We start from the raw sequence: 24,329 nt of genomic DNA on the forward strand, positions 1-24,329 counted from the left end.
CATAGACAATCCGTTGAGCTTATCTGGGGTTCAGCACCTCCAAACCCAGAAATAGCTGCCGATCAAGCGGTGGCTTGATCTCGGCTTTCTCCAGATTCACCACCGCGCGGTTGTCGGCGCGGGCCCGTTCGATCAATTCCTTGCGGGTGAATACCCGCTCAGCCTTGGTTTTCAGGTGACCGAAGGCCGGTTGGGCGACGGGTGTATCGGCGCTCGGGTAATGAAAGTGGGCGTACCAAAGGACGTTTTCATCGCCCTTTTTACCGGCCCTGATTTTATCTTTGTCGCGTATGGCGTACTCAGTCAGAAAATCGCCGGCCTTCAAGGGGGTACGACTGTGAACCAAATTGATATCGACGAAGCCGTGTCTCCACAGATAAGCGACATTGGAGGCTCTGGGCCGCTGTAACTTATACCCTTCGCTGCAGTATTCACGGGCCTGCAACGTCGCGGCGACCGCCTCTTTGCGGTATTCATCGATCAACGCCGGAGCGCGTGTGTCCGCAGCCCAGTCGCGCTGTATTTCGTCTGCAAGGGCTTCGAATTTGGCCGCATGCTGGGTCAGTAGCACATCCCACTCACGGGGATCGAGGCCTTCCAGCCGGGTGGGATCCTGCAGCTTGCGTAGCTGGAAGCGAATGCTGCTGTCAATGCCGGCGCGCTCGTCCCTGACGGCTTTCGCCTGTGCTTCAATGGTTCTCAGCGAGCGCTTGATTGCCACTGGGGCGGGCACGGTGGCCCCGACCTCCTTGACGACGTTCCAGACACCTTCGCTGGCGTGTTCAACGTACGTGACGATGGTTTTCCCGGTAAGCGGGTCCTTGATGTCGACGAAGTTGCCCGGCATGTCAGCTTGGCCTGGACGCAGATCACCCACCAGGCTTTTCCTGTCTGCGGTCTTGATCACCTTGCGGTTGGTTTTTTTGGGGCGTTTGGCTGTGTCGGGCGCGGGGAGCGAGACGAGCTGTTGCTCAACCCTGATCAGCTCGGCCAGTTGTGCTTCCAGGCTGGAGCGTGCCTCGTCCAGGTGGGTTTGGAATGGCGCTTGATAAGCCTCGCGGATAAAGCCGGAACCCATCTCGACTAACGAGTTGACGGCGTTTTCCAGTCGTTCGTAAAGCTCGAGAATGCTGGTGAGTACCTCGATTTGCTCCTTGACCGAGTAACCGCTGGTCGTGCGCATCTCTGTGTGCGTCAGTATGGTGGGCGTCACTTGCGGGTCTGCCAGCTCGATGATGAACGGGTACTCCGCCGGTATACGCGAGCCATGGGCGCGATTGAATATCAGGTCGACAAGCAGTACCAGCAGTTGTTGTTTGATATGGGCCGAAGTGAAGTTCAGATCCGGTGGGGTTTCTTTCAACAGGCTGTCGCGCAATGCGGGGTCCGCTTGTTCGAGGATGGCGCTCATTTGTTCGACAGGCTCAATCATCGATTTAAGCGCCTGTAACTGCTGGTCGCGGCTTTTGATGAACTCCCCGTACGCGTCGTTGATATTGGCAGGCAGTTCTCTATTTATCCGCTCGCCGAGCTCCTCGGTGCTCTCGCCGCGTTGGGTTTCGAGGGAGTAGGCAAATTTTGTATGCTCGGATGCATAGGCCGATACCCACTGGACATAGATGGCGTTAAGCGCGTTGTTGCGTTCTTTCTGGTACCTCGAGCTGGTCCTGTCGGCAATCATCAGTTCGCCGGCCTTGTCCGCGATGTTGCGCATCACGCCAATGAGTGCCTGGCCGTTTTTTTGAAAGTTATGCACGGCGATGTTCCACTCGATCCTGGCGCGTAAGGCCAGGCGTTGCGCTTGGGTGTGCTGTTCAGTGGTTCGGGCGCGCGTTGCCTCGGCAAGTGTCGGGCTGTTGAGGGTGACCCAAAGCGCTCGCAGGGATTTTATCCGTGTGTCCAGCGCAGCGCGGGTGTTGTTCACTGCCGCTTCGAGGGTAAGGGTCAGGTTCGCCAACGGCAGAACGTCCAACTGCAGGCCTGTGAGTTGCGAGGTGAGCAGGTCGATGTTTTGTCGTTTTTCTTCGCGCAATTGACTCACCCTGCCTTTGTGCATCCCGCCTTCAAGCCTGGCATGTCGATCCAGCCGCCAGTGCCCCTGGCCGTCGCTGATCAGCTTGAAACCGGGGTGCTGCGCATGGGCTGGATGCACCAGGTATACCTCGGCAAAACCGGGTACCACGTTCACCTGAAACAACAGCCCGCCGATGCTGGCGTGCCACTTGCCGTCAATCCAGTACAACCCCTTGAGTACACCGCTTGGCAGGGGCGCCGGTACGGGGTCTGGCCAAGGTACATTTACTTCCAGCAAAGCCTTGAACAACATCGCGCCCGCTTTGGCGCTGGCCAGCGAATGAGTGAAATCCAGGGTTGTCTCGCCTCCTGCCGGAGGTTCGCCCGGCAATGCCACCAGGCCATGACGTGCCAGCGGCGGTTCTGCCGGGTGGGGCAACCCTGCTGTGCGTCTCCACGTTTGCAGGTGCAGGACGTGTTCCTGCGCGGCAGGCGCTGCCAGCACCTGTGGGGAGCGGTCGCTGGGGGCGGCTGCGTGCATCAACACCATTGCGGTATTGAGCAGCAAATCGATCAGTGCGATTTCGCGGGTGGTCGGATCATTGCTTTGCAGGCCCGCCAGGTCTTGCTCAAGGCTGCTGAGCAATTGAAAAAACCAGCCCATCAACATCGCCGGCCCTCGGGCGAGGGGCAACAGCAGCGTGTTGAACAGCAGCCAGGCGCCTTCCATCACGATGGCCCAGCGGCTTTCGTGATTGGACACCGACTCGCGGTCCGCCAGATCCACCAACGCCCGCGCGGTACTGCCGAACACATGGCTGAGCAAGAAACCGTTGATCTGCCACTGAAGCCATTCACCGACGCCTTCATCGACGGCCAGGGTGGCAGGCGCAGGCTTGTCGGGAATGGTGAACTCATCCCCCGGCAGGAAGCGAATGAGGTGCGGCTCGGTGAATCCGCCGTGGTCATAGATCGGGCGCGCCGTGTCGCTCAGCCAGGTCAGCACGCTGTCTTGCAGCTCCCCGGGGGCGGCCAGCGCGTCCAGCAGCGCCTGGCGGGTCGGGTATTCATGCAAGGTGTCGGTGTACAGCGGTCGAAACAGCAAATGCGGGCCCACACTCACGTCGCGCGGTTCGATGATAAAGGCGTTGGTGACTTCATCCGGTGTGGCTCCGACCGTCCGGCACAGGGCCAGGGGGCGCAGCACGATCTGCCGTTCGTCGACCATTCGGTCCGCAGGCGTCTCGCCCATGAGCGCCTTCACATAGCGGTAACCCGTGACGGTGACACCGTGCAGCCGGCGGATCTTGTACTCCAGCGCCTGCATCGGCAGCTTGACCTTGAGCTCGCGGGTAAACAGCGCTTCGCGGCGCTGCGCCTCGACGCTGCCGGACAACAGCAGGTCCTTGATGTGTTGCGGGTAGGCAGTGCCGATATCGATGCGCTGGATCAATCCGCTGCTGCCCAACAGGTAATTCTCAGTCAACCAGCTCGGCAGTGGCGTGGCAGTTGTGGACGACAGCGTCAGTGCACCTTTGGGTTTGCCGGCCAGGTTCCTGACGGCCAGTTCGGTCAGCGACATCCGCACGTGCTCGATAATCCCGGCGCCGCCGGGATAACCGGCGGCGACGGCGAAGTCCAGCAGCACTTGATCAGGATCGAACGGTGCATGGTCCTTCTGCATCTGCTTGCGCAACGCAGTGCGGCTGAAGCTCTGGAGAGTGTCGATGCCTTCGTTGAACGAGCGGCCCTGGTTCTGGTGCAGCACCTGCGCCATGTCCTGCAGGTGGCGGTGATAGGCGAAACGGTCAGCGGCGTCAGCTTGCCTGAGCCATTCGGGCAGTTGGTTGTCGACCTTCTGCAGCAGCGGGGCGGCGGGCACCGGCATGTGGGTGAACAACACCGCCGGATCGGTGAGCTTTTCCAGGCGCCGCCCAATGGACACTTCATCCTGGCCCTGAAAGCTCAACGTGGCCAGGTCTTCCAGTTGCTGGTTAAGAATCAGGCCGGCCTGCTGCTCGAATACATTGTTGTCAGGTTCATTGCGCCGCCAGGTGAGGCTGTCGAACTGAAACCGATGTTGCATTTTTACCGCCCAGGCGCTGCCGAAGGCATCGGTGGAATCGAACGGTTCGACCCGGCCATCGACGCAGTACAGCAGCACTTGCCTATCGCGCACCAGCAGCAGGTCCGGGGTCAGCAAGCGTACCGTTTCGCCGTCGCGGGTGAAGGTGTTTTCAATGAAATAGGCATAGGTGGGCGGCGTGGAGTGGGGCAGGCGTTCATTCAGCACCGGCCAGGCGGCGGTGACCGTAAGCATATCGCGCTGGAGTTGATTAAGGCTTGACTGGCGTGCGGCCGTGGCGGTCATTTGGCCATTGAGCAATTGCGCCAGCCATTGCCAGCGACTGCCGCCGTGACTGTCGATCTCGCTCCAGTAATCGGCCAGCGCCTGTTGAAAATACAGGTAAAGCGATCCAGGCAACTCGTCGATCAGTTGTGCAATCACCTGCATGTCGATGAGCGGCAGGGATGCCGGCTTGAGCACATCCGGGATTTTTTGCGTCAGGTAATACGGCAGCTCGCGTTCGGAGTGCAGGTCCAGCAATTGGGGCTTCAGTACATGGTCGATGGCGACTTCCATCAACGGTCGATAGGTGTAATGACCATCGGGATGGGGAATCGCCAGTTTCACTCCGGACATTTCCAGTTCAAGTGACGGGTAGCGCTCGAGAATCAGCTCGCGCAGCGCATTCAACACCACGGAGTAAAAAGCCGGGCGCGTGACGAAGCGTTGATGAATCGCCTGTGCGGGCAGTTGGCTCAGGGCAATAGGGGGCGCGGAAGGGGTGGGGCCGGGCATGGGAAGTTCCATTTCCTGTTGAGTCCGGTTATTGGCTGCCGGATCAGCAGACCGGTGATCGGTCCGCTACAGGAAATCGAATTTCTGCGTGGCCGGTGGGGTAGTGGGCTACCCCACCGGCCACGCGCGTGCCACTCACTCAGGCTGTGGGTCCTCCAGGTAAAGGAACAGTTTGCGATCCAGTGGTGCCTCGATCAGCGCCTTGTCCAGATTGACCACGGTGCGATTATTTGCCCTGGCCTGTTCGATCAGTTCTCTGCGTGTGTACCGACGTTCCGCTTGGGTCTTGAGGTGGCCGAACGCAGGACTCGAGGCCGGCGTGTCGACGGCCGGGTAGTGGAAGTGGGCGTACCACAGGTCGGCTTCCTCTGTTCTTGCGCCTGGCTTGATTTTGCTTTTATCGCGGATGGCATATTCAGTGAGATAGTCTCCTGCTTTCAATGGAATGCGCTGTTTGATCCGCAGGATGTCGACAAACCCGTGCGTCCATAAATAATCGACTTTGGCGGCACCAGGGCGTTGCAATAGATACCCTTGGCTGCATACCTCATGGGCCCGTTGCTTGACTGCTTTGGCCTCGTCAAGGTAGCGGTTTTTCGCGGTAATGGCGTTTTGATCGGTTGCGTTTTTGAGTTCCTCGGCCAGCGCGATGAATTTTGCCGCATGTTGGCTCAGCATCACGTCCCAATCATACGGGTCGACGCCTTCCCGCCGGGCGGGCTCCAGCAGTTTGCGCTGTTGATAGTGAATGCTCGCATCAATACTGGCCCGTTCGGCTCGCAGGGCCTCGGCATGGGCCTCCAGTACTCTCAATGGGCGGACTGCCGGCGTCGGTGCTTTTCTCGCCTGGGTGGCGGGCTCGACAATTTTCCATACGCCCTCGGTGGCCTGTTCGCGGTACGTAGCGACGATGCCCCCGGTGAGCGTGTCGGTAATGTCCACGTAATTACCGGGCTCATCAGGCTCGCCGGCGCGCAGGTCGCCTACCAGGCTTTTCCTGTCGACGGTTTTGATCACCCGGCGGTTGGCGGTTTTCTGGCGTTTGGTTTTGTCGGGCTTGGGGCGTGGCGCGATCTGTTCCTCAACCAGGATCAGGTTGGCCAATTGCGCTTCCAGGTTTTCCCGGGCCTCGCCGAGCGCTTCGAGGAAAGGACCTCGGTAGGCCTCGCGTAGCAGTGCGCAGCCCATTTCAGTTAACGAGTCGACCGCGTTTTCCAGGCGCCCGTATTGCTCAAGCGCATCCTTGAGTACGTGAATCTGCTCGGTGGTGGAGTAGCCCGCCGTGGTGCGCATTTCCGTATGGGCGTTGACGCTGGCGTAGATCTGGCGATCAGCGATCACTTCAAGGAACGGGCGCTCCTGCGGTTTATCGGCGTCAAGCGCGCGATTCAACAGCAATTCAACGAGCGATAACAACAGGTGTTGCTTGATGAGGATCGAAGAGATCGCCTGATCTGCCGGGAGTTCTTTCAGGAGGCTTTCGCGCAGCGCGGGTGCGGCGCGTTGCATAATGGCTTCGCATTGTTCTGCAGGCTCCAGCAACTGCTTGAGCGCCTCCAGCCGCTGGGTGGCCAGGAGAATGAATTGCTCGTATGCCTGAGGGTTGTTGTCGAGCAGTTCGCGGTCCACACGCCGCAGCAGCTCGGTAAAGCTTTCACCCTGTGGGGTTTCCAGGGTATGCGAGATTTTTTGATGCAGGTTCGCGTAAGACAACAACCAGTGCTTGTAAAGATTGGACGTGGCGCTATCGCGCGCGTTCCTGTATTGCACTTCTGTACGGTCCATCTCCGCCAGCTCACCTGCCATGGCTTCGATCTTCTGTAAGCCCGTCGTGAACGACTGGCTGCTGCGCTGGTAGTCGTCGACCGCGATATCCCATTGGGCCTTGGCCTGTGCCGTGGAGCGTTGTCTTTGCGCATGGCGTTCAGCGATTCTTGGACGCAGCGCGGGAAGTAATGTGGGGTCGTTGAGCCTTATCCAGTCTTCGCGCAGGGCACGCCGCTGCTCTGCCAGTTGTCTTCGCGCAGCGTTCACGGCTCGGTTGAACTGCTGCGCCTGAACGCCCAGGACGTTTACTTCACTATTGAGAATTTCCAGTGTCGAGCCCAGGGTGTCCAATCGCTGTTTCTTGAGTTCCGCCAGTTCGGCCAGCCTTTTTCTTGGCATGCCTCCCTCCAGCCTGGCGTGACGATCCAGCCGCCAATGTCCCTGGCCGTCGCTGACCAGCTTGAATCCAGGGTGCAATGGATGTTGTGGGTCAACCAGGTAAACCTCACCAAAACCGGGCACCACGCTGACCTGAAAGAGCAACCCGCCGACGCTGGCGTGCCAGGTGCCGTCGATTCGATACAAGCCCTTGAGTGGGCCACCGGCCTGTGGGGAGGGCAACAACTCGGGCCAAGGTACGTGCACCTCACGCAATGCCTTGAACAATGTCGCGCCGGCCTTGGGACTGGCAATCGACTGGATGAAATCCAACACCGTCTCTCCCGATGCAGGCGGTTCGCCGGGCAGCGCCACAGGGCCATGCTGCACTGCTGGCGTCTCCAGTGACGCAGGCAAGCCGGCTGCGCGGCGCCAGTTCGCCAACTGCAAGGCGCGCTCTTCGGCCACCGGTTCGGCTAACAGTTGCGGGGACCGGCCGGAAGGCGCGGTGGCGTGCAGCAGCACCATCGCGGTGTTGAGCAATAAATCGATCAGCGCCAGTTCGCGGGTGGTCGGGTCATGGCTGTCCAGTCCCGCCAGATCCTGCTCGAGGCTGCTGACCACGACCATGAACCAGCCCACCAACATGGCCGGCCCCCGGGTCAAGGGCAACAGCAGGGTATTGAACAGCAGCCATACGCCTTCCATCATCACTGCCCAGCGGCTTTCGCTGTTGGATACCGATTGGCGATCGGCCAGGTCCACCAATGCCCGCGCTGTGCTGCCGAACAGATGGTTAAGCAGATGGCCATTGATTTGTGACTGCAGCCATTCCCCGGCGCCTTGATCGATTGCCAGGGTGGCGGGCGCCGGCTTTTCAGGAATGTTGAATTCATCGCCGGGCAGGAAGCGCAGGATATGCGGTTCCTTGATACCGCCGTGGTCGTAAATGGGCCGGGCCTTGTCGCTCAGCCAGGTCAATATACTGTCCTGCAGGTCGCCGGGCGCGGCGATGGCATCGAGCAAAGCCTGGCGTGTCGGATATTCATGCAGGGCGTCTGCGTACAGCGGCTGATACAGCAGGTGCGGGCCAGTAGTCGCGTCGCGCGGTTCGATAATGAACGCATTGTTGACTTCATCCGGGGTGGCGCCGGGCTTGCGACACAGCGCCAGTGGGCGCAGGACGATCTCCTGGCCATCGACGAACCGGTCGGTCGGCGTTTCGCCCATCAACGCTGTCACATAGCGATAACCCATGACAGTGACGCCGTGCTGCTGGCGGATCTTGTATTCCAGCGCCTGCATCGGCAGCTTGACCTTGAGCTCGCGGGTGAACAGGGTTTCCCGGCGGCGCGCATCGGCGCTGTCGGACAGCAATGTGTCCTTGATTTTTTGCGGGTAGGCGGTGCCTATGTCGACGCGCTGGATCAGACCGGTGCTGCCCAACAGGTACGCTTCATTCAACCAGCTCGGCAGCGGCGTGGCGTTTTTGGACGACAGTGTGAGAGTGCCCTTGGGTTTGCCGGCGAGATTCCTTAGCGCCAGCTCCGTCAGGGACATCCTCACGTGAGAGATGATGCCGGCGCCCCCTGGGTAACCGGCGGCCACGGCGAAGTCCAGCAGCACCTCGTCAGGGTCAACGTCGCCATGATCGGCTTGCATCTGCTTGCGCAGCGCCGTGCGACTGAAGCCATGAAGGGTCTCGATGCCTTCGTTGAACGACCGGCCCTGGTTCTGTTGCAACACCAAGGCCATGTCCTGCAGATGGCGGTGGTAGGCGAAGCGGTCGGCGGCCGTGGCTTGCCTGAGCCATTCAGGCAGTTGCTGGCTGACCTTCTGCAAGAGGGGTGCGGCAGGCGTCGATACCTGCGTGAACAGGACCGCCGGATCGGTGATGGCTTCCAGGCGCCGCTCAAGGGCTTTCTCGTCTTGTCCCTGGAACTTCAAGGCCGCGAGGTCCTCCAGCTGTTGATTGAGGATCAAGCCCGCCTGTTGCTCGAAGACATTGGCGTTGGGTTCATTGCGCCGCCAGGTGAGGCGGTCGAACTGGAACTGGCGCTGCATCTTCGCGGCCCAGGCCAGGCCGAAGGCTTCGATGGAATCAAATGCCTCGACCACGCCGGCCACGCTGTACAGCAGCACCTGTTTGTCGCGCATGAGCAGCAGGTCCGGCGTCAACAGGCGTGCTTGTTGGTCGGCGCTGTAAAACGTGTTTTCAATGAAATAGGCGAAAGTGGGTGGCGTGGAGCGGGGCAGGCGTTTGTTCAGCATCGGCCAGGTGGCGACGACGTTCAGCATGTCGCGCCGGGTGTCACTCAGGCTTGATTGGCCTGCCGCTGCGGCAGTCATCCGGCCGTTGAGGAAGTCGGCCAGCCATTGCCAGCGACTGCTGCCATGGCTGTCCATTGCGCTCCAGTAATCGGCCAGCGCATGCTGGAAATACACATGGAGCGCGCCGGGCAACTGGTCGATGAGTCGAGCGATCAGTGGCATGTCGATGAGCTGCGGGGGCGCAGGCTTGAGGATGTCGGGGATTTTTTGCGTCAAGTAATACGGCAGTTCACGTTGTGTGTGCCAGTCAAGCCATTGCGGGTTCAATACGTGCTCGATGACGACTTCCATCAGGGGGCGATAGGTGTAATGACCATCGGGGTGTGGAGCGGCCAATTGCACCCTGGGCAAGTCCAGTTTCAGGGACGGGTAGCGTTCAAGGATAAGGGTGCGCAACGCATTCAATACCACGGAGTAGAGCGCCGGACGCGTAGCAAAGTGCGTATGCACCGCTAGCGCGGGCAAGTGGCTGAAGGTCGAGGTTGACGCGGGTGAGATCGGTTGGGGCATGACGAAATCCGTTTCCTGTGGAAACCGGTTGAGCTGCCGGTTCAGCCGACCGAGGATCGGTCCGGCACAGCAAAGCGTATTGGGTCATTGCGCATGCGGTAAGCGTTTACCGCAGGCGCCTGCATAGGTGTTGTCGTCCAGGCTCGGTGCGAGCTCACTAAATATTCACCACCGGCCAGGGTTTTAACGGTGATGTGCTGTCACTCCAAATCACAGGAGTGACAGCATGTCCGATTCACCCACGCGCGCCACGACTGGCAAGCCGCCGCCGGCCACCAAGAGTATTCACGCTGACTTTCTCGAGAAAGCCGTGCCCCAGTGGCTGGTGGACGCTACACCTGCCCGCCGCCTGACGCTGAAACAAACCGCGCCGGTTTTGCCGCCGGCCTACAAGAATTTCACCCCCGAACAACGCCTGGCCGTCAACGCGAGCGTCAAGGCCGGCGCGATAGCCCAGGTTCAACTGGACCAGACCATGTCGACGTTCCTGGACGTCGAGGCATTCGCCCGGCCATTATTGCTCAAGGCGCTGAAAGACCAGCACCAGCTGGAAGTCGATGTCGACAAGACCTTCCTGTGCCTGCGACGTCCGCTGCAAATCGGTGTTTTTAATGTTGAGCTGGACTCGTTCGAACTCCTGAAACTATCGATGCTGCAGGCCGCTTTGCATAACTTTGAAGCCTGGGAATGCAAACCGGGCGCGTACCACTCCACCTCGGGTTATGTGCTGGAAACGGACACACCCGGCACCTTCGAGACGACGGTCGTCAACCTGACAATCAGCCGGTTCATGACCTTGTGCCGTAGCCTCGATATCGGGGCGCAGTATCAAACCTACCTGAAGGGTTTTTTCGAGCCGGTCGACACAAGCCCCGAACCGCTCCTTCGCCAGCATTTTATCGCCAGCCAGAAAGCGACGATGAAAGCCGCCGCCGACTACGCCTTGGCGACCGGGGATATTCAGCCTGCGGATCACGCCATGATCCTCTCGGCGATCGGCGGCGAACTCTATCTCACGATCGGGGAGAAGCGGGTGTGGATCCAGGACATGAGCCTGATGAAAAAAAGGCTGACCGGCTGTGTGTATTTTGCAATCGGTGACAGGTACAGCGACGAGTTGATTCTCTACATCCCGCATGATCCGGCGCACCCACTCAAACGCTACACCCGGCAGCAGATGCGCGACGAATTCAAGCGCCTGTTCACCGCCCGCGAGGGGATGGTAGCCGGTGATCCGGCTCCAACGGCTTACCAGCGCTTCTTCAGTCAGTTCGTGCCCTACGAACAGCGGCCGTATTACTTCAGTCAGTTCACGCAACAAACATCTGATTCTCCAAGGGGTCCGTTTGACTCGCCTTGGCGAAAGTTCGTGGAAATCATCACAGGGATGTCGCCGCTGACACGCATCAAAGAACTGCCGCCTGAAAAGTCTGCGAAGAGGGAGCCGGTCAGCGATCCTTACCTGGCGCCTGGCAGCATGATGCCTTACCGCGCGGGAGGCATCTGGACCGCCAACCTGGATCTTCTTCCTTTTCTTTACGAAAAACAGCGTGACAAGCTCCTGGCAGACGCCCGTGCGCACGCGGTGCCCACCGCCGATGTCGATGCAAAGGCGCGGGACGCCAAACTGGCGCACTTGCTGGAAGTCGGCATGCTGGCGCTGAATGTGGTCTCGATGTTCGTACCCGTATTGGGTGAAATCATGATCGCGGTGATGGCCGCGCAATTGCTGGCCGAAACCGTGGAAGGCACGGTGGAGTGGGCCGAGGGCGACAAGCGCGCGGCCAAGGCGCACCTGATCGACGTGGCGGAAAATCTGGCCCAGATCGCTGTGATGGCGGGTGTGGGGGCGGCGGTGAGCAAGTTCAGGGCCGTCAAGGCCGAACCGGTGCTTGAAAACCTCAGTTCCGTCACCTTGCCCAATGGCCAAACCCGTCTCTGGAAGCCCGACCTGCGAGGCTACGAAAGCCCCGTTGCACTGGATGCCGGCGCAGTTCCCAACACAAGCGGGCAATACAAGCTCGATGGCAAGACCTATATGCGTCAGGGCGACCAGGTTTATGAGCAGGTCTTCGATGAGTCGATCAAGCAGTGGCGCATCAAGCACCCGACTGATTCGCAAGCGTATCAACCGATCCTTCAAAGTAATGGTCGCGGTGCGTGGCGTCATACCCTGGAACGGCCTGCCGACTGGGACCGCCTGACCCTGTTACGGCGCATAGGCCATGAAACCGAGGCTTTTTCCGATGCGCAGTTGCTCAAGGTGGCGGATGTCAGCGGCGTCAGCGACAGCGCCTTGCGTAAAATGCACACTGATCTCGCGGCGCCTCCCCCTGAACTGCTGGACGCCATGCGCTTGTTCAAAGCCGACGCGGGCAGTGCGCAAGTCCTAGAGCAACTGCGAGGCAGTCAGCCGATCGACGATCGTTATCTGTTTGCATTGCCGCTGGTGGCCGAAATGCCACGCTGGCCGAAGGCGAGGACGCTTGAAGTGTTCGAGGGGGCTGAGTTCACCGGGAAATCCGTGCAGTACGGTTCCGAGCGCCCGCTCCGTGGTGGCATGGCTAAGGCACCCATCCGTATTACCCGTGCCGATGTCCTTGGCGGGCAGTTGCCAACGGTTATTCTGGCGGCATTGGACGAAACGCAAGTGACGGGCCTGTTGGGGGGCGAGGGCGCACGCGTGCCGGACTTGAGGCCGCAAGAGTTGCGCAAGCAACTCGCAGATTATGCCCAGACCCGCAAACCGGCGATTTTCGACAGCATTTACGCCGGTACCGAGCCGCTCGATACCCAGGTACGGCTGCTGCAGCGCACGTGCCCCGGACTTAGCGTGGCAGCTGCCGAAGAAACATTGGCCCATGCCTCCCCGGATGATCTGAAACGCCTGGAGGCGACACGCCGGGTGCCTTTGACCCTGCTGGAGGAGGCACGCTGGTACGCGCTCCAAGGTCGACAGACCCGTGCGTACGCGGGCTTGTGGAGCGATACCATGGCCTCGGCGGACAGCCGCCGGCTGGCGCTGCATACCCTGGAAAAGCTGCCGGGTTGGCCGGACACGTTGCGCCTGGAGGTTCGCGACGCCAGCGTGAGCGGCTCTGTGCTGGACAGCATCGGTAGTGTCACGGCACGGGACAAGAAGTACCTGGTAAAAAAAGGCCCGCGCTTCCAGGCGTTCAATGAACGTGGAGAAGAACTCAATAGCGTGCCCACGCAGGGCGATAATTTTTATGCCTCGCTGATGCATGCCATGCCGGACGACGCGCGTCGCGGGCTGGGGGTTGCGCAGGTCGGTCAGAGCGCGCAACTGCGGGAAAAAATCATCGAGTACGCGCAGCGGTATCGCAGCGACACGCCACGATTGCTCGAGCCGCAACGCAAGGGGTTCAAGCCGCCGGTACGCATCAATGACAAATTGGTGGGGTATTACGCCAGCGGGCGAGGCCAGGGCCTGAGCGCGAGCCTGGAGTCACGAGCGCAAGCGTTGTATGGCCTGAACGATGCTCAGGCCGAGGATTACATCCTGCAACTGCGTGCGCTGGGCAAGGATAACAAGGCCATATTCAACCATTTGCAAAACCGGCAACGTGAATACACCGAGTTGGTGTCGACGCTTGACGAGTGGGTCGGACCTCAACGCAGCACGCTTTTCGGCGATTTGTCGCACACTTACAGATCCAACATGGCTCTGCAACTCAAGGATGCCTGGCGCAGGGAGCCGTTGGCGGGGAAGGTGAGCAATGCTGATCGCTTGCACCTCAATGTGGACGAGCATCTGCCGCCCTTAATGGCTGATTTCTCCCATATTCGGGAATTGTCGGTGGTCGGAAAGCGCATGAATGATGCAGACATGGACGCTTTCCTGACGCGCTTCCCTAATGTACAAACCCTGTCTATTGGAGACACTGTCCAATTATGGGAGCCGGTCACGGGAGTTCGCAGATTGTCCCTGACGACCTTGCCCCCTGCCGTAACCAGGATGAGCAGTCTCACAAGGTTGAAGTTCGGCACGGCGACACAGCAACTGGCGCCGGAATTTTTCACCAGACTCAGCGGCCTGACTTCGCTGGAGGCGTTGCATATCGATTACCGCGGTTTTTCTGCAACCGCACTCAACAGCCTGGACCTGGATGCGTTGGTGCAGTTGGAGCGGCTGCAAATCGAGGCCCCGATCGGTCTGTCGCAGTGGCCGGCCAATCTCGAGAACCTGCCTCGCCTGAGGCGCCTGGATTTGAGCCACACCGCAATCAGTGCGCTCCCAGGCACGCTGTACAGCGGGCATGAGCAGTTGTGGGCGGGGCTGTCGATGGACTGGTCAAGGTTTTCTCTGGAGACGTTCAGGCCAGCCTATGAGTATGTCAGGACCTATGCGGGCGAATACGGGCATTTGGTGGACTTGCACCAGATGGTCAGTGCCTACACCAGGGGAGAGCTGGAGTTTCTCGGCGTTGGTGCACGCTTGAGGTATTCACTGCACGATAAGATCATGGCCGGCGTGCAGGCCCCGCAAGCACGGTTGGCTGTCATCGAGGACCTTAGCCAACAATACAACGACATTTTCGCCCGTTTTTACTACTCATCGGCCAATGCCGTGCGGCGCCTCAGATTACGCTCAACGGCATGGGAGGCCGGGCCCGGTGCTCAACTGGTCAGCGATCTGGAAACCAATTGGTGGGCGCAGGTGGGCGAACGTCATGGACTGCCAGGCCAATCATCGGTGCTCGAACTGCCTGCGCCGAGCCTTCAAGGGACCGACACGCTGTTGCCGATCGATGCCGTTGAACTGCCGCAATTACCCGCCGCAAGTTTTGGTCATGTACGTACGTTACGCCTCAATTGCAGGGGAGCGCCCAGCGCGCAGACCCGTGGTTTTCTTCGCGCGTTCAGCGGCACGCAAACTCTTGGGCTCAACGGGCTTGGCTTGAGCGAAATCCCCATTCGCGGGGGCGATCTTCCAGCCTTGAGCCGGCTTGAACTGGCGAATAACGATCTGGTCATGCCGGCGCTCCAGGCATCGCTCAATGAAATCGGTAGCCTGCAAGTGCTGGATCTGAGCCGTAACAGCAACCCGCTCACTGGCGTGGATGTCAGCGCGTTGACCCGGCTTCGGGCGCTGAATCTGCGCGGCACGCAATTGCGGGCCTGGCCGAGCGGTGCCGAAAACCTGGCGCGATTGACCTGGCTGGACCTTCGCGACAATCAGCTGGTGACGCTGCCGTCTCAAGTGCTCGCCAATGACGCGCTGTTGATGAACACCAACCTGGCAGGCAACCGTTTCAGTACAGAGGCTGAGGCGGCGCTGCAATCGGCGCGTGAGCGGGTCGAGGATGTCCAGGGTTTGCCACCGGGCGCAATTACGCGTTTTGAACGGCAAACGTTGCCCACTGTATTTCCCCCGCAGGAAACCGGCTCAACGATGGCGCGTTATCTGTTGCCATTGCCTGAGTCGATCCCAGTGGGTGGAGGTTCCGAGGGCTTTGTCAGTCGCCTGCAACAACTGAGCCCCGTTGTGAGCGAAGAAAAGGCGCTGCAATGGTTCGAGCAACTGCGCCAGGGTGGGATGAGTGATGCACAAATAGACAGCCTGTTGAGCGGCTGGCATCAGGAGTTCAGTACGCTGACGCGTCAGCTCAACGGCTGGCTGTATACCCGCGAATTACCCGGCCCGGACATCAGCCTGGCGGCTGAACAGCGTCGAAATATGGCACTCAGGATCATTGAGTGCTGGCAAACCGGCGTGTCGGCCGAAGCCGGTTATGAACTGAGCCTGCGTGGCCTGCAAGCGGAAAACCTGCCAGAGTTGACGGTGCAGTTCAACCACGTTCACACGTTGGATATGACCGGTGTGCGGTGTTCCGTGTCGAGTGCAGAGGGCTTTCTCAATAGCTTTCCCGCGCTGCGCAATCTGGTTCTGAGCGGTAATGGCCTATCGGCGCTTCCCGAAGCGGTGGGGAGCATGGCTCGGCTTGAGGCGCTGGAGTTGACTGCAAACAACATTGCCGATCCCGAACCCCTGTACCGTCTCTTGGGTGGCGAACGCGTGCGTCGGTTGGATCTGGGCAGAAACGACCTGCGTGAGTTCAGCGTCCAAGCCTTCACTCAGCTTGAGAGCCTGGACCTTAGTTACAATGGTCTGACGTCATGGCCGCGGGGCACGCTGCAAGCGCGCAACCTGCGAACATTGAACCTCAGTGGGAATGACCTTGAGGATTTCCCCAGTAACTTGCTCGATGGCAGTCACCACGCGTTGGTGATGGGGACGGACTTTTCCGAGAACGAACGGATTTCACTTGAAAGTCTTCAGCAACTGCGACGCTATAGCGTTCGCCATGGCAATAGCGCAGTGATGGGATGGAGCAGCAGCGACATTGAGGGCTGGATTGAGGGTTATCCGCGAGAGGCCTCTGACACGGATAGCAGCGATGGAGGCAATGACAGCGAGGACGACGATGCACGCTACGCTCCCCTGGAAACCATTCAAGACCCACACGGGGATGCGGGGGAGGCTGTGCTGACATCCTGGCTGGCACAATCACCTGCCGCCCTGAACGCCTCCAGACGGCAGTTGTGGCAGCAATTGGCCCAGGAACCGGGCCATGAGCGCTTCTTCCATTTGCTTGAACGACTACGTGACACGGATGAGTACCGCTTCGCCGGTGCCGACCTTACCCGGCGGGTATGGCGGGTGATTGAAGGGGCTGCCGACAGTGTGCAGATGCGCGAGCCGTTGTTCGTCGCCGCTGAAACCCATGGCACCTGTATCGATGGGCGTATTCTTACCTTCAGCTCAATGGAAGTGCTGGTATTCGAGGCGGATGTGCTGAACCAGGTTCCAACCAGCAACCTCAGGCTCAGAGGCCAGCGTTTGTTGACGCTATCCCGGCAATTGTTCCGGCTGGACCAGGTCGATACCTTGGCCGAACGCAATGCGATTGGACGAGACCGCGCCGAGGTGCGCTTGGAGTACCGGATCGGCATGACCCGCGGCTGGCCGGATGGGCTGGAGCTGCCAGGGCAACCTACCTATATGTCATTTGGTCGAGTGATCAGTGGGCAGGTATTGACTGACGCCCGTAACCTGGTGCTCACGGCAGAAGCATCCGACAGGTTTTATGAAAGCCTGGTTGCCCGTGACTATTGGATCAGTTACCTGCAGGAGCGCTACCCCGATGAGTTCGAGGCATTGCAGAGCGACGCCGCCAGGCGCCATGAAGCCGTGGAGGACGAATATGCCGACCGGCAGCCGGGCACCGACAGCCAGCAGCGCTACGATGCGGCCATAACCCGGTTGGAGTTTGACCGAGGCAGTGCGCGGGCGCAGTTGCTGCTGGATTTGTCGCGCAAGGAGGTGCAGGCGTTCGAGGTAACCAGCGCCGTACCGCCACTGCCCAGGGCTGAGTCGCTTCAGCCTGGGCCGTCGACGCGGCAGTAGCGGTTCTCAGTTGTCGTAACCCAGGTTCGGCGCCAGCCAGCGCTCGGTAACGCCGAGGTCCTGGCCTTTGCGTGCGGTATAGCTGGCGACCTGGTCCTTGTCGACTTTGCCCACCGCAAAATACTGCGCCTGCGGGTGGGCAAAATACCAACCGCTGACCGCAGCGGCCGGGAACATCGCATAGTGCTCGGTGAGAAACACACCGCTGCGCCCGGCCTGCATTTCACGGGCCTCGGGATCGAGCAGTTGGAACAGCTGGGCTTTTTCGGTGTGGTCCGGGCACGCCGGGTAGCCGGGGGCAGGGCGGATGCCGCTGTATTGCTCCTTGATCAGCGCATCGTTGTCCAGTTGCTCGTCCCTGGCGTAACCCCAGTAATTCTTGCGCACTTGCTGGTGCAGCCATTCGGCGCAGGCCTCGGCCAGGCGGTCGGCCAGGGCCTTGACCATGATCGAGTTATAGTCATCACCGGCGTCCTGGTAAGCCTTGGCGACTTCCTCGGCGCCGATGCCGGCGGTGGTGATGAAACCACCGATATAGTCGGTCACGCCGCTGTCCCTGGGCGCCACGAAGTCGGCCAGGGAGAAGTTCGGCTTGCCGTCTGTCTTGATGATCTGCTGGCGCAGGTGATGCAGTTTGGCGATGGGCTGGCCGTCGTCGCCGTAGACTTCCAGGTCATCGTCCTGCACCTGGTTGGCCGGCCAGAAGCCGAACACCGCACGGGCGCTGATGAGCTTTTCGTCGATCAGTTTCCTGAGCATTTCCCGGGCGTCGGCATACAGCGCCGTGGCGGCTTCACCCACCACTTCATCGGTGAGGATGCGCGGGAATTTGCCGGCCAGGTCCCAGGAGATGAAGAACGGCGTCCAGTCGATGTAATCGGCCAGGACGTTGAGGTCGATATTGTCCAGCACCTTGGCGCCGGTAAAGGTCGGTTTGACCGGGGTGTAGCTGCTCCAGTCGAACTGCGGCTTCTTGGCGATCGCCGCCGGGTAGCTCAGGCGCTCGGTGCGAGCGCTGCGGTTGGAGGTGCGCTCACGTACGTCGATATATTCCAGGCGGGTCTTCTCGACGAAACCGGCCTTCAATTCCTTGGACAGCAACTGGGTGGCCACGCCCACGGCGCGGGAGGCATCGGTGACGTAGATCACCGCGTCATTGCTGTATTTGGGTTCGATCTTCACCGCCGTATGCGCCTTGGAGGTGGTTGCGCCACCGATCATCAGCGGCAGGTGGAAGTCCTGGCGCTGCATCTCGCGGGCCACATGCACCATCTCGTCCAGCGATGGCGTGATCAGGCCGGACAGGCCAATGATGTCGCACTTCTGCTCCCTGGCGACCTGCAGGATCTTCTCGGCCGGCACCATCACGCCCAGGTCGACAATGTCATAGCCGTTGCAACCGAGCACCACGCCGACGATGTTCTTGCCGATGTCGTGCACGTCACCCTTGACCGTGGCCATCAGAATCTTGCCCTTGGCTTCGGGCTTGTCGCCTTTTTCCAGCTCGATGAACGGGATCAGGTGAGCCACGGCCTGCTTCATCACGCGGGCGGACTTGACCACCTGGGGCAGGAACATCTTACCGGCGCCAAACAGGTCGCCGACGATGTTCATGCCGGACATCAGCGGGCCTTCGATCACTTCGATCGGGCGCGCGAACGACTGTCGGGATTCCTCGGTGTCTTCGACAATGTGCGTGGTAATGCCCTTGACCAGCGCGTGTTCCAGGCGCTTGTTCACCGGCCAGCCGCGCCACTCTTCGGTCTCGGCTTCCTTGACGCTGCCGTCGCCCTTGTACTTATCGGCGATGGCGAGGAGGGCGTCGGTGCCGTCCGGGGTGCGGTTGAGCACCACGTCTTCCACCGCATCGCGCAGCTCGGCCGGGATCTGGTCGTAGATCTCCAGCTGGCCGGCGTTGACGATACCCATGGTCAGGCCGTTGCGGATCGCATACAGCAGGAACACCGAGTGGATCGCCTCGCGCACAGGGTTGTTGCCGCGGAACGAGAACGACACGTTGGACACGCCACCGGAGGTCAGCGCGTAGGGCAGTTCGTCACGGATATAGGCACAGGCATTGATGAAGTCGACGGCATAGTTGTTGTGCTCTTCGATGCCGGTGGCGACCGCGAAGATGTTCGGGTCGAAGATGATGTCTTCCGGCGGGAAGCCGACTTCATTGACCAGAATGTCGTAGGAGCGTTTGCAGATTTCTTTCTTGCGCGCTTCGGTGTCGGCCTGGCCGGCTTCGTCGAAGGCCATCACCACCACGGCCGCGCCGTAGCGCTTGCACAGCTTGGCGTGGTGAATGAACTGCTCCACGCCTTCCTTCATGCTGATGGAGTTGACGATGCCCTTGCCCTGGATGCACTTGAGGCCGGCCTCGATTACTTCCCACTTGGAGGAGTCGATCATGATCGGCACGCGGGAGATGTCCGGCTCGCCGGCGATCAGGTTGAGGAAGGTCACCATGGCCTTCTTCGAATCCAGCATGCCCTCGTCCATGTTGATGTCGATCACCTGCGCGCCGGCTTCCACCTGCTGCAGGGCGACTTCGAGGGCTTCGGTGTAGTTGTCTTCACGGATCAGGCGGGCAAAGCGTGCGGAACCGGTGATGTTGGTGCGCTCGCCGACGTTGACGAACAACGAGCTGCGATCGATGGTGAACGGCTCCAGGCCCGACAGGCGGCAAGCCTTGGGGATGTCCGGGATCGGGCGCGGCGCATAACCGGCCACGGCCTTGGCGATGGCCTCGATATGGCCCGGCGTGGTGCCGCAGCAGCCGCCGACGATATTGAGGAAGCCGCTTTGGGCGAACTCTTCGATAACCTTGGCGGTTTCCGACGGCAATTCATCATACTCGCCGAATTCGTTGGGCAGGCCGGCGTTGGGGTGCGCAGACACATGGGTGTTGGCCTTGTTGGACAACTCCTCCAGGTACGGACGCAGTTCGCTGGCGCCCAGGGCGCAGTTCAGCCCCACGGAAATCGGCTTGGCGTGGGCCACGGAGTTCCAGAACGCTTCGGTGGTCTGGCCGGACAGGGTACGGCCGGAGGCGTCGGTAATAGTGCCGGAAATCATGATCGGCAGTTCCACGCCCAGTTCCTCGAACACCCCTTGTACGGCAAAAATCGCGGCCTTGGCGTTGAGCGTATCGAAGATGGTTTCGATCAGGATCAGGTCGGCGCCGCCCTCGATCAGGCCCTTGGTGGCCTCAGTGTAGTTTTCCACCAGTTCATCGAAGGTCACGTTGCGGTAGCCGGGATTGTTCACGTCCGGCGACAGCGAGCAGGTACGGCTGGTCGGCCCGAGTACGCCGGCGACGAAACGTGGCTTGGCCGGGTTCTCGAGGGTTTTGGCGTCGGCCACCTTGCGTGCCAGGCGTGCGCCTTCCACGTTCAGTTCATAGGCCAGTTCTTCCATGCCGTAGTCGGCCATGGAGATGCGCGTGGCGTTGAAGGTGTTGGTCTCGAGAATGTCCGCACCGGCGTCCAAGTAGGCCTTTTCGATCCCACCGATGACATCGGGGCGGGTGAGCACCAGCAGGTCGTTGTTGCCCTTGACGTCGCTCGGCCAGTCGGCGAAGCGTTTGCCACGGTAGTCCTGTTCCTCGAGCTTGTAGCTCTGGATCATCGTGCCCATACCACCGTCCAGGATCAGGATACGTTCCTTGAGGGCGTGGTGAAGGGCTTGCACACGAGCGCTACGATCGGACATGGGACTACTCTGGTCAGGCATTACGGAGGACATGAATGATAACAAACCTGTGCCGGATTTGAGCGCGCGGGATTCTGCATGAATATCGCTCATGTTCAGGCTGCGGTGGCTCGGTGGAGCCGCCGCGACGTAACCGGTGACAGCGACAGTTGGCCTTTTCCGACAAAAACACTGGGACTTTGTACCTGCGTAATAATTTGGCGTAAACTGCGGGCAAGCCTGTGAGGAGTTTCCATGACTGCCATAACCATTACCGACGCCGCCCACGATTACCTGGCTGACCTGCTGTCCAAGCAGAACACCCCAGGCATCGGCATCCGCGTCTTTATCACCCAGCCCGGCACCCAGTACGCCGAGACGTGCATTGCCTACTGCAAGCCCGGGGAAGAGAAACCTGAAGACACCGCCCTGGGGCTGAAAAGCTTTACCGCCTACATCGATGCCTTCAGCGAAGCCTTCCTTGACGACGCCGTAGTCGACTACGCCACCGATCGCATGGGCGGCCAGTTGACCATCAAGGCGCCGAACGCCAAGGTGCCGAACGTCAACGCCGACAGCCCGGTCAACGAGCGCATCAACTATTACCTGCAAACCGAGATCAACCCGGGGCTGGCCAGCCACGGCGGTCAGGTGAGCCTGATCGACGTGGTGGAGGACGGTATCGCCGTGCTGAAGTTCGGTGGCGGCTGCCAGGGCTGCGGCCAGGCGGACGTGACCCTGCGCGAAGGCATCGAGCGTACCCTGCTCGAGCGCATTCCGGAGCTCAAGGGTGTACGTGACGTGACCGACCACACGCAGAAAGAAAACGCCTACTACTGAGTAAGGCGTTCACTGCGAACAAAAAACGGCGCCCGTGAGCGCCGTTTTTTATTGATTTTTTTCAACGGTTTGCACGATATTCCTGGCACAGAAGATTAATTGTGGGAGGGGGCAAGCCCTAATGCCATTCAGTTAAGCGTACGCCTCCTTCTGTAGGAGCGAGCTTGCTCGCGAAAAACGTCAGCGATAACGCGTGCTTCCTGAATGAACGCGGTGCCTGTGAGTTTTTCGCGAGCAAGCTCGCTCCTACAAAAAGCCTTAACTGTCTGACATTAGGGCAAGCCCCCCTCCCACAGTTTTGACGGTGTTTATCCGGGGCGATAGAGGTGGGCATGGCCGGCACGGTAGAGCGATGACTCGCTGAAGCTGTCATTAGTCAGCACGCGGCCCACCAGGATCAGTGCGGTACGCCGAAAACCTTTTGCCTCAACCTTTTCGACAATATCCTCAAGCGTGCCAATGGCCCAATCCTGGTCCGGCCAGGTCGCCCTGTGCACCACGGCAATCGGGCAGTCCGCGCTGTAGTGCGGCAGCAGTTGGGCAACGATGTGTTCCAGATGACTGACCCCCAGGTGAATCGCCATGGTGGTGCCATGTCGCGCCAGGCTGTCGAAATCCTCGCCGGCGGGCATGGGGGTCTTGTCGGCATAACGGGTCAGTATCACGCTCTGCGCGATATCCGGCAGGGTCAATTCGGTTTCCAGCAGCGCGGCGCAAGCCGCGACCGCCGTGACCCCCGGAATGATCTGAAAAGGGATGCCCAGTTCACGCAAGTGGCGAATCTGTTCGCCGATCGCCCCGTAAAGGCTGGGGTCGCCCGAATGTACGCGCGCGACGTCCTGGCCTTTGGCATGGGCCGCCTTGATCAGTTCGATGATCTGTTCCAGGTGCAAGTGGGCGCTGTTGACCACCTGCTGCGCCTGATGGCCTTCCAGCACCGCGGCGGGCACCAGCGAGCCGGCATAGATGATCACCGGGCAACTGCGGATCAGCCGCTGGCCTTTGACGGTGATCAGTTCCGGGTCGCCGGGGCCTGCGCCGATGAAGTAGACGGTCATGCAAGATTCCTGTGGGAGTGCGCATGAGCATGAACAATGCTCAAGATCGGGTGCGGTGATTATCCGGGTTCGCGTCGACGCCGGCCAATGCAAAGGTGGCCTGTACGCTTTTGCGGCGAGTGACCAGCAGCCGGGCAGGGGCGCCGGCGAGATGCTCGACCAGGGCCAGGGCGGCGCTTTCGGCAACCCCATGACACTGGGTATGGGCAAAGGCGACGGCGGATTTGTGGCTCAGGCGGTCTTCATAAGCGCTCAGGTGCGCGGCACTGAAACACAGCAGCGGCACATTCAGGATCTGAGCCAGTGCCAAAAGCCCGGGCTCGGCCTGTTTGCGCTCAATGCTTGCCAGCGCGCTGATACGCTGGCGGTCGATGCCGGCCTCGGCGAGCGCGCTGTCAACCAGCGCCAGCAGCGCCTGGACACCACAATCGCGCTGACAACCGAGGCCGACGACCAGGGTCATGCCGAGTATGAGTCGTCGCGGTGCCGGCGGAACAGCCAGGCGCTGATCAAGCCCAGAGCCAGCCAGAACGCAACATTGGTCAACTGCGACGCGATCTTGAACTGGGTTTCGAGGGCTTGCGGTGCCAGCATCGAATGCACCTCGGGTTGCGGTGCGCCGATCACGTGGGGCACCACAAGAATCGCCATGCCCAACCCTTTCAGCAACCCGTTGCGCCCGAACACCAGCAACGCAATGCCCGCAGCCGTCGAGGCGGCGGTGCCGACCCACCAGATCTGGCGCTGTGCCAGATCGGCGGCGGCGGTACCCGGCAATTCCGGTGGCAGGCCCAAGGTGGGAGCGAGTACGAAGGTCGCGTAACCGGCCAGGCCCCACAGCAAACCTTGGGCCGTGCGGGTGGGTGCACGCAGCGTGTAGAGCCCGGCCAGCATCAGCGCGAATCCGACCGCCACGACCAAGTTGCCACCGGTGGTGGACAACACCCGTTGCCAGCCGTCCTGCGGCTCCCAGGCCTGGGCGTCATGGGTGTGTGCAGGCGCGCCTGCGACGTGTTCATGTGGGGCTTCGGCGGCTGAGGGAGCCTTTTCGAAGGTTTCCGCCTGCAATATCAGCGGAGCGACCCAGAAGCTTTGCAAAAGGGTCAGCAACAAGGCAGCGAAAAGCCCGGTGAAACCCGCAGTCTGCGCAATACGCTTGATCATCTGGCAGGCCTCAGTGGCACGGGAACGCGGCGCTGTGGCGGGTATCATGGGCAGCATTGTGCACTGCCTCGATATGCGAGAAGCCGGCGAAGTACACCAGGCAGGCGCCGAGGATCGACGCGCCGATGGCGGCGCTCAGGCGTTGGCTCAGTGTGGAGGTGCTGCTGGCGGCGTGCGAGGTGCTGCGGGTGATCGACATGGCGCGTCCCTTTCAGGTGTCTTGAGTGAAACGAGCGCATGAAAAACCCGCGAGCCGGGCACGCAGGGTTCTGAACAG

Annotated in this window: 9 protein-coding genes; 2 read left to right on the forward strand and 7 right to left on the reverse strand. The window is 60.5% G+C overall.

Translation table 11 applies throughout. The features are described 5' to 3' along the window. Positions 1-19: 19 nt before the first annotated feature. Positions 20-4,876 (reverse strand): dermonecrotic toxin domain-containing protein, encoded by a 4,857-nt coding sequence (locus tag TU82_RS21195; protein ID WP_057725174.1) that lies wholly within the window; start codon positions 4,874-4,876, stop codon positions 20-22. 135 nt (positions 4,877-5,011) lie between these two features. Then, entirely contained in the window at positions 5,012-9,862 is a 4,851-nt protein-coding gene (locus TU82_RS21200; RefSeq protein WP_057725175.1) for a dermonecrotic toxin domain-containing protein, read from the reverse strand. Positions 9,863-10,088: 226 nt separating this feature from the next. Between TU82_RS21200 and TU82_RS21205 the strand changes: the two genes are divergently transcribed. Next, on the forward strand, positions 10,089-17,294 hold the full coding sequence (locus TU82_RS21205; RefSeq protein ID WP_072024042.1) for an NEL-type E3 ubiquitin ligase domain-containing protein: 7,206 nt from the start codon (positions 10,089-10,091) through the stop codon (positions 17,292-17,294). A 6-nt stretch (positions 17,295-17,300) separates the two neighbouring features. Here TU82_RS21205 and metH read toward each other — a convergent pair whose 3' ends face one another. Continuing rightward, positions 17,301-21,011, reverse strand: a complete 3,711-nt coding sequence (gene metH, locus TU82_RS21210; RefSeq protein ID WP_057725176.1) for a methionine synthase — start codon at positions 21,009-21,011, stop codon at positions 17,301-17,303. Positions 21,012-21,245: 234 nt separating this feature from the next. On the opposite strand from metH, the gene nfuA reads away from it, so the two are divergent. Continuing rightward, a complete protein-coding gene (gene nfuA, locus TU82_RS21215) occupies positions 21,246-21,830 on the forward strand; it encodes a Fe-S biogenesis protein NfuA (RefSeq protein WP_003173594.1) in 585 nt (194 codons plus the stop codon). 308 nt (positions 21,831-22,138) lie between these two features. Here nfuA and cobM read toward each other — a convergent pair whose 3' ends face one another. The 4 genes from cobM to TU82_RS21235 are packed head-to-tail and all read right to left on the reverse strand — an operon-like array spanning position 22,139 to position 24,251. After that, positions 22,139-22,888 (reverse strand): precorrin-4 C(11)-methyltransferase, encoded by a 750-nt coding sequence (cobM, locus tag TU82_RS21220; RefSeq protein WP_057725177.1) that lies wholly within the window; start codon positions 22,886-22,888, stop codon positions 22,139-22,141. A gap of 40 nt (positions 22,889-22,928) precedes the next feature. Next, positions 22,929-23,351, reverse strand: coding sequence for a cobalamin biosynthesis protein (locus TU82_RS21225; RefSeq protein WP_057725178.1), 423 nt, complete (start codon positions 23,349-23,351; stop codon positions 22,929-22,931). Continuing rightward, positions 23,348-24,052, reverse strand: a complete 705-nt coding sequence (locus TU82_RS21230) for a CbtA family protein (protein ID WP_057725179.1) — start codon at positions 24,050-24,052, stop codon at positions 23,348-23,350. Before TU82_RS21230 ends, TU82_RS21225 begins: the two co-directional genes overlap by 4 nt. A 10-nt stretch (positions 24,053-24,062) precedes the next feature. Continuing rightward, on the reverse strand, positions 24,063-24,251 hold the full coding sequence (locus tag TU82_RS21235) for a CbtB domain-containing protein (protein ID WP_057725180.1): 189 nt from the start codon (positions 24,249-24,251) through the stop codon (positions 24,063-24,065). Between the last annotated feature and the right edge of the window lie 78 nt (positions 24,252-24,329).

Origin of the sequence: Pseudomonas orientalis (assembly GCF_001439815.1) — a bacterium.
GTDB lineage: Bacteria > Pseudomonadota > Gammaproteobacteria > Pseudomonadales > Pseudomonadaceae > Aquipseudomonas > Aquipseudomonas orientalis.